At 67.3% G+C, this 8,305-nt stretch carries 10 protein-coding genes; 9 read left to right on the top strand and 1 reads right to left on the bottom strand.

The features are described from left to right. Positions 1-813, bottom strand: an 813-nt coding sequence (locus O1Q96_RS44145; protein ID WP_483409990.1) for a chromosomal replication initiator protein DnaA, incomplete at its 3' end; no start/stop codon positions are given. A 419-nt stretch (positions 814-1,232) separates the two neighbouring features. On the opposite strand from O1Q96_RS44145, the gene rpmH reads away from it, so the two are divergent. The 9 genes from rpmH (at position 1,233) to O1Q96_RS44100 (ending at position 8,280) form a co-directional block, all read left to right on the top strand. Further along, positions 1,233-1,370, top strand: a complete 138-nt coding sequence (gene rpmH / locus O1Q96_RS44140; protein ID WP_006381191.1) for a 50S ribosomal protein L34 — start codon at positions 1,233-1,235, stop codon at positions 1,368-1,370. Positions 1,371-1,388: 18 nt separating this feature from the next. Further along, on the top strand, positions 1,389-1,760 hold the full coding sequence (gene rnpA, locus O1Q96_RS44135) for a ribonuclease P protein component (RefSeq protein WP_217457118.1): 372 nt from the start codon (positions 1,389-1,391) through the stop codon (positions 1,758-1,760). Further along, the gene (yidD, locus tag O1Q96_RS44130; RefSeq protein ID WP_269253426.1) at positions 1,757-2,122 is read left to right on the top strand and encodes a membrane protein insertion efficiency factor YidD; all 366 of its coding nucleotides are present in this window, start codon (positions 1,757-1,759) and stop codon (positions 2,120-2,122) included. The genes rnpA and yidD overlap by 4 nt, the downstream gene beginning before the upstream one ends. 3 nt (positions 2,123-2,125) lie before the next feature. Then, on the top strand, positions 2,126-3,412 hold the full coding sequence (gene yidC, locus O1Q96_RS44125) for a membrane protein insertase YidC (protein ID WP_217457120.1): 1,287 nt from the start codon (positions 2,126-2,128) through the stop codon (positions 3,410-3,412). A gap of 15 nt (positions 3,413-3,427) precedes the next feature. Continuing rightward, the gene (locus tag O1Q96_RS44120; protein WP_221348954.1) at positions 3,428-3,940 is read left to right on the top strand and encodes a Jag family protein; all 513 of its coding nucleotides are present in this window, start codon (positions 3,428-3,430) and stop codon (positions 3,938-3,940) included. A gap of 139 nt (positions 3,941-4,079) precedes the next feature. Then, positions 4,080-4,796, top strand: coding sequence for a 16S rRNA (guanine(527)-N(7))-methyltransferase RsmG (gene rsmG / locus O1Q96_RS44115; protein ID WP_269253425.1), 717 nt, complete (start codon positions 4,080-4,082; stop codon positions 4,794-4,796). A 374-nt stretch (positions 4,797-5,170) separates the two neighbouring features. Continuing rightward, complete coding sequence (locus O1Q96_RS44110) at positions 5,171-6,244, top strand: ParA family protein (RefSeq protein WP_269253966.1); 1,074 nt, start codon at positions 5,171-5,173, stop codon at positions 6,242-6,244. Beyond that, complete coding sequence (locus tag O1Q96_RS44105; RefSeq protein WP_269253424.1) at positions 6,241-7,338, top strand: ParB/RepB/Spo0J family partition protein; 1,098 nt, start codon at positions 6,241-6,243, stop codon at positions 7,336-7,338. The genes O1Q96_RS44110 and O1Q96_RS44105 overlap by 4 nt, the downstream gene beginning before the upstream one ends. Positions 7,339-7,662: 324 nt before the next feature. Beyond that, positions 7,663-8,280, top strand: a complete 618-nt coding sequence (locus O1Q96_RS44100) for a GNAT family N-acetyltransferase (RefSeq protein ID WP_217457124.1) — start codon at positions 7,663-7,665, stop codon at positions 8,278-8,280. Positions 8,281-8,305: the final 25 nt, after the last annotated feature.

Raw genomic sequence — 8,305 nt, 5'->3', positions numbered from 1 at the left:
CGGGCCCGGGGCGCCGCTGGAGGCGGGCAGCGCCGAGCCGACGGGACCGCCGCGGTGGACGTGCCCCATGTTCGACGGAGACGGCGGCTGCGGGCGCTCACGGCGGTCCGAGCGCTGGTCGTAGTCGGAGCGCGGCTGGTCGTAGTCCGGCCGCTGCTGTTCGTAGTCGGACCGCTGCTCGTACGGCGACCGGTCCGGCTGCTGCCGGTAGTCCCGGGGCGGGGACGCGTAGGGGTCACGGTCCGGGAAACCGAGCCGCTGCTGCTGCCACCCGTAGTCGTCCTGCGAGGGCCTCGGCCAGCCGCCGGGGGCGGGGCGCTGGTAGTCGGGGTACGCGGGGCGGGCCGTCGGGAGCTGGTCCCCGTGGGGCTGCTGCTGGTCGGGGCGGCCCTGGGAGCGGTCGTCCATGCGGTCGTCCGCCCGGTGCCGGCCATACCCCCGGTAACTGTCACGGCTCTGCGCGGACGGGTGCTCGGGCTCCTCATAACGCGACGGGGACTGCTGCGCGGGCGGCGCCGAGGGCGCGGAGGGCTCCCCCACGGAGTCGTCGACGGTGATCGCGATCCGGATCGGGCGGCCGCACTCGCGGCTCAGCGTCTCACTGACGACCGGCGCCAGGCGCCCTTCGAGGACGCCCTTCGCGAACTCGTTCGGGACGGCGAGCAGTGCGGTGTCCGCCACGAGTGCCAGCGGCTGACAGCGCTTGATCCAGTGCTCGTCCCTGGCCTCCACACCCTGTCCGCGGTCCTCACCGAGAAGTTGCTCCAATACGCGTGGCCACACTGCGGCAAGATCGGCAGGTACGTCAGCCACAGGGCACGCTCTCTCGCGGGTCCCACGAACGTGTGATTCCTGGGACGGATCGGGTTTGGAACTCGGTGGGCGGGTGGGCGAGGCCGCTGGAGCGGCCGGAACGAACGAGATGGAGCGGGGAGAAGGGAACGAACCGGAGTCCGGCCACGGTAGTCAGGGCGACCCGTGCGGTTCAAGTTGTTGTCCCCAGCCTGTGGATAGTGTCTCCCGGACAGCGCTGGTTTGACCGGATGGCGTAGCCGCGCGTACCGTGACCAGGTCGAGTTGTCGATGGCTGCTGCCGCCTGCCTCCGATGGGCACAGATCACGACGAGTGATCGGGAAGCGGTGCACTCGGGCGTAATTACGAGCTACTCGTGGGCGCACGGTGACAGCCAGGACGGCACCCCGCAACTACCGATTTCTTCTGGAGCCCCCGAGTGAGCAAGCGCACCTTCCAGCCGAACAACCGTCGTCGCGCCAAGACCCACGGCTTCCGCCTGCGGATGCGCACCCGTGCCGGTCGAGCGATTCTCGCGAACCGTCGTGGCAAGGGTCGCGCCAGCCTGTCCGCCTGATCATTTACAGGTCATGACGTGCTGCCTACCGAGCATCGGCTGAGGCGGCGCGAGGACTTCGCGACCGCGGTACGCCGAGGACGCCGGGCCGGGCGCCCGCTTCTCGTCGTCCATCTACGTAGCGGTGCAACGGACCCGCACGCGCCTGGGGAGAGCGCTCCCCCGACGCGTGCGGGTTTCGTTGTCAGCAAGGCCGTCGGCGGATCCGTCGTACGCAACAAGGTGAAGCGTCGCCTTCGCCATCTGATGCGTGACCGAGTGGCTCTGCTGACCCCCGGTAGCCTGGTAGTCGTACGAGCGCTGCCCGGTGCGGGTGACGCCGACCATGCACAGCTGGCCCGAGACCTGGACGCCGCCCTGGAGCGGCTACTGGGAGGGGGCGCGCGATGAAGTACCCGCTGCTGGCTCTCATCAAGCTGTACCAGTGGACCATCAGCCCGTTGCTCGGGCCGGTGTGCAAGTACTACCCGTCGTGTTCCCGCTACGGGTACCAGGCCATCGACCGTCACGGTGCGATCAAGGGAACGGCACTCACCGCCTGGCGCATCCTGCGGTGCAATCCGTGGTCGCTGGGCGGTGTGGACCATGTCCCGCCGCGCAAGCGTCCGCGGTGGCACGAAATACTGCGCAACGCCTGGCGTGCACGCAAGGGCGGGAACTCCGCCGCCGAACCGGCCACCGAGGGGCACGGTATGTCCAACCATCCCTCGAGCCCGGCCGCCGAGACCCCGTCCCATGCTCAAGGAGCCTGATTAGTGGACACGATTGCCAGTATTTTCAGCTTCATCACGACACCCGTTTCCTGGGTCATCGTTCAGTTCCACTCGGTGTACGGCGCCATCTTCGGCCCCGACACGGGCTGGGCCTGGGGCTTGTCCATCGTGTCCCTGGTGATCCTGATCCGTATCTGCCTGATCCCGCTCTTCGTGAAGCAGATCAAGGCCACCCGGGCGATGCAGACGCTGCAGCCCGAGATGAAGAAGATCCAGGAGCGCTACAAGAACGACAAGCAGCGCCAGTCCGAAGAGATGATGAAGCTGTACAAGGAGACGGGCACCAACCCGCTTTCCTCGTGCCTTCCCATCCTGGCGCAGTCCCCGTTCTTCTTCGCCCTGTACCACGTGCTCAACAGCATCGCGTCGAACGACACCATCGGCGTGATCAACGACCGGCTGCTGGAGAGCGCGCAGAAGGCGCACATCTTCGGTGCTCCGCTGGCCGCGAAGTTCACGGACAGCGACGCCAAGGTCCAGGCTCTGGGCTCCTCGATCACCGACGTGCGCGTCGTCACGGCGATCATGATCGTCCTGATGTCGTTCTCGCAGTTCTACACGCAGCGTCAGCTGATGACGAAGAACGTCGACACGACGGTGAAGACGCCGTTCATGCAGCAGCAGAAGATGCTGATGTACGTCTTCCCGATCATGTTCGCCGTCTTCGGCATCAACTTCCCCGTCGGTGTCCTCGTCTACTGGCTGACCACCAACGTGTGGACCATGGGCCAGCAGATGTACGTCATCCACAACAATCCGACGCCGGGCTCCAAGGCTCAGGCCTCCTACCTGGACCGTCTGCACAAGCGCGTCACGCAGCACGGCAAGACGCGCGGCCGGGGCGAGAAGGCCATCGTCAAGGCCATCGTCGCCAAGGGCCGCGACCGCAACGACTTCGAGCGCAAGTTCATCAACGGTCTGAGCAAGGCGGGCCTGGCGGCGCAGGCCGACGGGACCGTGGTGAAGAGCGAGGCCTCGACCGTGGTCGAGACCGAGGACGGCACGCCGGGCACGGGCGCGGTTCCCAAGCGCCAGCAGCCCAAGCGCCAGAGCAAGTCCCAGCGACAGTCGGGTACGGCGCAGGGCGGTGCAAAGCCGGCGGGCGAGGCCGCACCGAAGACCTCCCTCACCAAGTCCGACGAGCCGCAGGACGCCAAGCCCGGTCCCAAGCCGGCGGGCGGCAAGTCCGCGTCCGGCGGTACCCGCAGCAAGGCCCAGTCAGGACAGCGCAAGGGTCCGCAGCGGCCCAAGTCCCCGTCCAAGAAGTAAGAAGGAGTCCATCCCGTGACGGAAGGCACCACCTCCGCTGCCCCTGAGGGTGGCGACACCCTGACCCGCCTGGAGCAGGAGGGCGAGATCGCGGCCGACTACCTCGAGGGTCTGCTGGACATCGCCGACCTCGACGGCGACATCGACATGGATGTCGAGGCCGATCGTGCGGCTGTCTCGATCATCAGTGATTCCCACAGCCGCGACCTGCAGAAGCTGGTCGGCCGTGACGGCGAGGTGCTGGAGGCGCTCCAGGAGCTCACGCGCCTGGCCGTGCACCGGGAGACCGGGGACCGCAGCCGGCTCATGCTGGACATCGCGGGCTATCGCGCGAAGAAGCGCGAGGAGCTCTCCGAGCTGGGCGCGAAGGCCGCGGCCGAGGTCAGGAGCTCCGGCGAGCCGGTGAAGATGAAGGCGATGACCCCCTTCGAGCGCAAGGTGGTGCACGACGCCGTCAAGGCCGCCGGCCTGCGCAGCGAGTCGGAGGGCGAGGAGCCGCAGCGCTTCGTCGTCGTGCTCCCCGCCTGATCAAGCACGTCGTACTTCCGGCCCCGTCTGTGTTCGCAGGCGGGGCCGAACTTTGTCAGCCTGATAGTCCCCCATAGTTCCTGATAGTCCTGGAAGTCAGCGCGCAGTGCGCTCAAGCGGTACGGAAGGACGGTTCCCCGTGACGGAGGCAGCGGAGCTCCCCCCTGCGCCCGAGCAGGCCCGGGCGGTATTCGGCGATCGCTTCGCGGACGCAGTTCGTTACGCGGAGCTGCTGGCCGACGCGGGAGTCCAGCGTGGTCTGATCGGACCCCGTGAAGTGCCCCGTCTGTGGGAGCGGCACCTGATGAACTGTGCCGTGCTCTCCGAGGTGGTCCCCGAGGGCGTGACCGTGTGCGATGTGGGGTCCGGTGCCGGGCTGCCCGGTATCCCCCTGGCTCTCGTCCGCCCAGACCTCAAGATCACGCTGCTGGAACCACTCCTGAGGCGCACGAACTTCCTCACCGAGGTTGTCGAACTTCTCGGGCTCGACCATGTCACCGTCGTGCGTGGGCGAGCCGAGGAGGTCCTCGGCACGCTGCCGCCGGTCCACGTGGTGACCGCCCGGGCAGTGGCTCCGCTGGACCGCCTCGCGGCCTGGGGCGTCCCGCTGTTGCGTCCGTACGGAGAGATGCTGCTCCTCAAGGGCGACACCGCAGAGGAAGAGGTCAAGGCTGCCGGAGCCGCTCTGAGTAAGCTCGGTGCCGTGGACACCTCTGTGCTGCACGTCGGCGAGGGCATTGTGGAACCGCTGGCCACCGTGGTGCGGGTGGAGGTCGGTGAGAGTCCCGGTGGCGTCCGCTTCGCGGCCAAGCGGGCTAAGGCGGCGCGTACCGGGCGGACCAGGAAGCGTCGCTGACGGCGTTCCAGCGGAAGCGGACGGTTCTCGGCGTGTGCTGTCGAGTGGGGAAGTCGTTCACTGATCCGTCCTGACGACGAGACGTACTCCACACAAGCTGCCAAAACTATGCATGCCGGAGTGTCGCGCCGTGACGGCTCCGCGGGCTGTGCATCGTGTTTCACGTGAAACGTCGCTCACTGCTGCATGGCATCATCGGCCGCGGACGCGCCGCGGCCGAACCCCGCGACCGTAACCCTCTGGGATCCCTGGGATCCTTCGGCAAAAGACCCTCTCCTCGTGACAGCACGTCCCCCGGAGAGGGCACGGAGTTGTCCACAGAGGTGGATTTCTCCACAGAAGCACGGGCCTCGCTGGTTCACGACCCCGAAGACATGGGAGGCTCTGTTCATTGCGAGCCTGAAGTCGAGGAGAGTGAATCCTTGCGGTCCGACGCCAACATCGCGGGACCGATGACCGATCCGGTCCCCGGTCCCCGAACCGAGTCGATGGGGGAGGATGTTTCACGTGAAACACCGCCCCCGATGGACGACACTCCCATCGGTCGTGCTGCCCAACTGGCGGTAGAGGCTCTAGGTCGAGCCGGCGAGGGCCTGCCACGGCCCGAGCAGACCCGCGTCATGGTGGTCGCCAACCAGAAGGGCGGGGTCGGTAAGACCACGACCACGGTCAACCTTGCGGCCTCTCTCGCGCTGCATGGCGGCCGTGTCCTGGTGGTCGACCTGGACCCTCAGGGGAACGCCTCCACCGCGCTGGGCATCGACCACCACGCCGAAGTCCCTTCCATCTACGACGTGCTGATCGACAGCAAGCCGCTCTCCGAGGTCGTTCAGCCGGTTCCCGATGTCGAGGGACTCTTCTGCGCGCCGGCCACAATCGATCTCGCCGGTGCGGAGATCGAGCTGGTCTCCCTGGTCGCCCGCGAGAGTCGGCTGGAACGGGCGATTCAGGCGTACGAGCAGCCGCTGGACTACATCCTGATCGACTGCCCGCCCTCGCTGGGCCTGCTGACCGTGAACGCACTCGTTGCCGGGGCCGAAGTTCTCATTCCGATCCAGTGCGAGTACTACGCCCTGGAGGGCCTGGGTCAGCTACTGCGTAACGTCGACCTCGTGCGGGGGCACCTCAACCCCGACCTGCACGTGTCGACGATCCTGCTCACCATGTACGACGGCAGGACGCGTCTCGCGTCCCAGGTTGCCGACGAGGTGCGCAGTCACTTCGGTGAAGAAGTACTGCGGACGAGCATTCCACGCTCGGTCCGTATCTCGGAAGCCCCCAGCTACGGACAGACGGTGCTGACCTACGACCCGGGGTCGAGCGGCGCCCTCTCCTATCTTGAGGCGGCGCGGGAAATCGCGTTGCGCGGAGCCGGCGTGGCCTACGACGCGCAGCATGCCCACATGGGCGCACACAACGAACAGAGCATGGTGGAGGGGATCCAGTGAGCGAGCGACGGAGGGGGTTGGGTCGTGGTCTCGGCGCACTGATCCCCGCTGCACCGACAGGGGAGAAGGCAGCACCACCGGCGATGGGTGGGGCATCCACGTCACCGGGAGCCGTACCCGTACTGACTGCGGAGCGTGGGGTGGCGGCGGCCAAGGTGGCCACACTCCCACCGCCCCACGTTTCACCTGAAACGGATGAGCCGAGCGTGTTCGGGGAGGCACCGGCGGCGCCCGTGGGGGCGCACTTCGCCGAGCTGCCTCTCGACTCCATCACGCCGAACCCACGGCAGCCCCGAGAGGTGTTCGACGAGGACGCTCTCGCTGAACTCGTCACCTCCATCAAGGAGGTCGGGCTCCTCCAGCCGGTCGTCGTACGGCAGAGCGGCTCGGGGCGTTACGAGCTCATCATGGGCGAGCGGCGCTGGCGGGCGTGCCGTGAGGCGGGGCTCGAGGCCATTCCGGCGATCGTGCGGGCCACGGACGACGAGAAGCTTCTCCTGGACGCCCTGCTGGAGAACCTTCACCGAGCCCAGCTGAACCCTCTGGAAGAAGCTGCCGCCTACGACCAGCTGCTCCAGGACTTCAACTGCACGCATGATCAGCTGGCGGACCGGATCGGCCGATCGCGCCCTCAGGTCTCCAACACCCTGCGTCTGCTGAAGCTCTCGCCGTCGGTTCAGCGGCGGGTCGCCGCAGGCGTTCTCTCCGCCGGACACGCGCGGGCTCTGCTCTCCGTCGCTGACTCGGAGGAGCAGGACCGGCTGGCTCACCGGATCGTGGCCGAGGGACTCTCGGTGCGGGCCGTCGAGGAGATCGTCACCCTCATGGGTTCGCGGCCGCAGTCGACTCCGCGTTCCAAGGGCCCTCGCGCCGGCTCTCTGCTCTCCCCGGCGTTGAGCGACCTTGCGACGCGTCTCTCGGATCGCTTCGAGACCCGGGTGAAGGTCGACCTCGGTCAGAAGAAGGGAAAGATCACCGTCGAGTTCGCCTCGATGGAAGACCTTGAACGGATCCTCGGCTCGCTCGCACCAGGTGAAGGACCGGTTCTGCAGAAGAGCCTCCTGGACGACGACTCCGAAGAGACGGAGTCCTGAGCATCGGTCGGCCGGTCGAGTCCGACCGCCGACCAGTAGAGCGGGCCGTGTCCCGGTGTGCACCGGGACACGGCCCGCTCTTTGCTTTCGGACGGTATCGATGGAATCGCATCGTGGATACGATGCGTTCGGATATGGCGCATTCACCTGGCAGCACCTTCTGTGGGGAGGCGGGGCCATGCGAACGGTGAGCCGCACCGGGCTGGTGAGCGCGGGCTTGGGGCTCGGGGCGGTCGGCGGGTTCGTCGGCAGCCTGCTCAGGGAACGGAGCGCTCTGACAGCCGCTCGCGACGCCGCGGGCGAAGGAAGCGAGGAACTGCCTTCATGGGGCGTCGGCTCGTACCGCTCACGCTGGACAACCTTCAGGACCTTCCCCAGCGCTGTCGTGCGTGTGTCTTCTGGGAGTTGGACCCAGTCAGGGGCCAGGCCGCGGTAAAGGCAGGCACGCCCGACCTCGAGAAGGAAGCGTGGATCTCCGCCGTCCTGCTGGAGTGGGGATCCTGCGGCCGGGTCGTCTATGTGGACGACGTACCAGTGGGCTTCGTGCTGTACGCACCGCCCGCTTACGTGCCACGCTCGACGGCCTTCTCCACGAGCCCGGTCTCACCTGACGCGGTCCAGTTGATGACAGCGTTCATCATGCCGGGCTTCCAGGGGCAGGGGCTCGGGCGCGTGATGGTCCAGACGGTGGCCAAGGATCTGCTGCGGCGGGGCTTCAAGGCCATCGAAGCCTTCGGTGATGCCAGGTGGAAGGAACCGGCCTGCGTTCTGCCCGCCGACCATCTGCTGGCGGTGGGATTCAAGACCGTCCGGCCGCACCCGACGTACCCACGACTGCGCCTGGAGCTGCGGACAACGCTCTCCTGGAAGGAAGACGTGGAGATGGCGCTCGACCGGCTGCTGGGAGCCGTACAGAAGGAACCAGCGCTGCGTCCGCTGTGAAGTCCGCGTGCTGTCCTACGGAGAA

This window comes from Streptomyces aurantiacus, from assembly GCF_027107535.1.
Taxonomy (GTDB): domain Bacteria; phylum Actinomycetota; class Actinomycetes; order Streptomycetales; family Streptomycetaceae; genus Streptomyces.
This window is presented reverse-complemented; position numbering and strand designations above follow the sequence as displayed.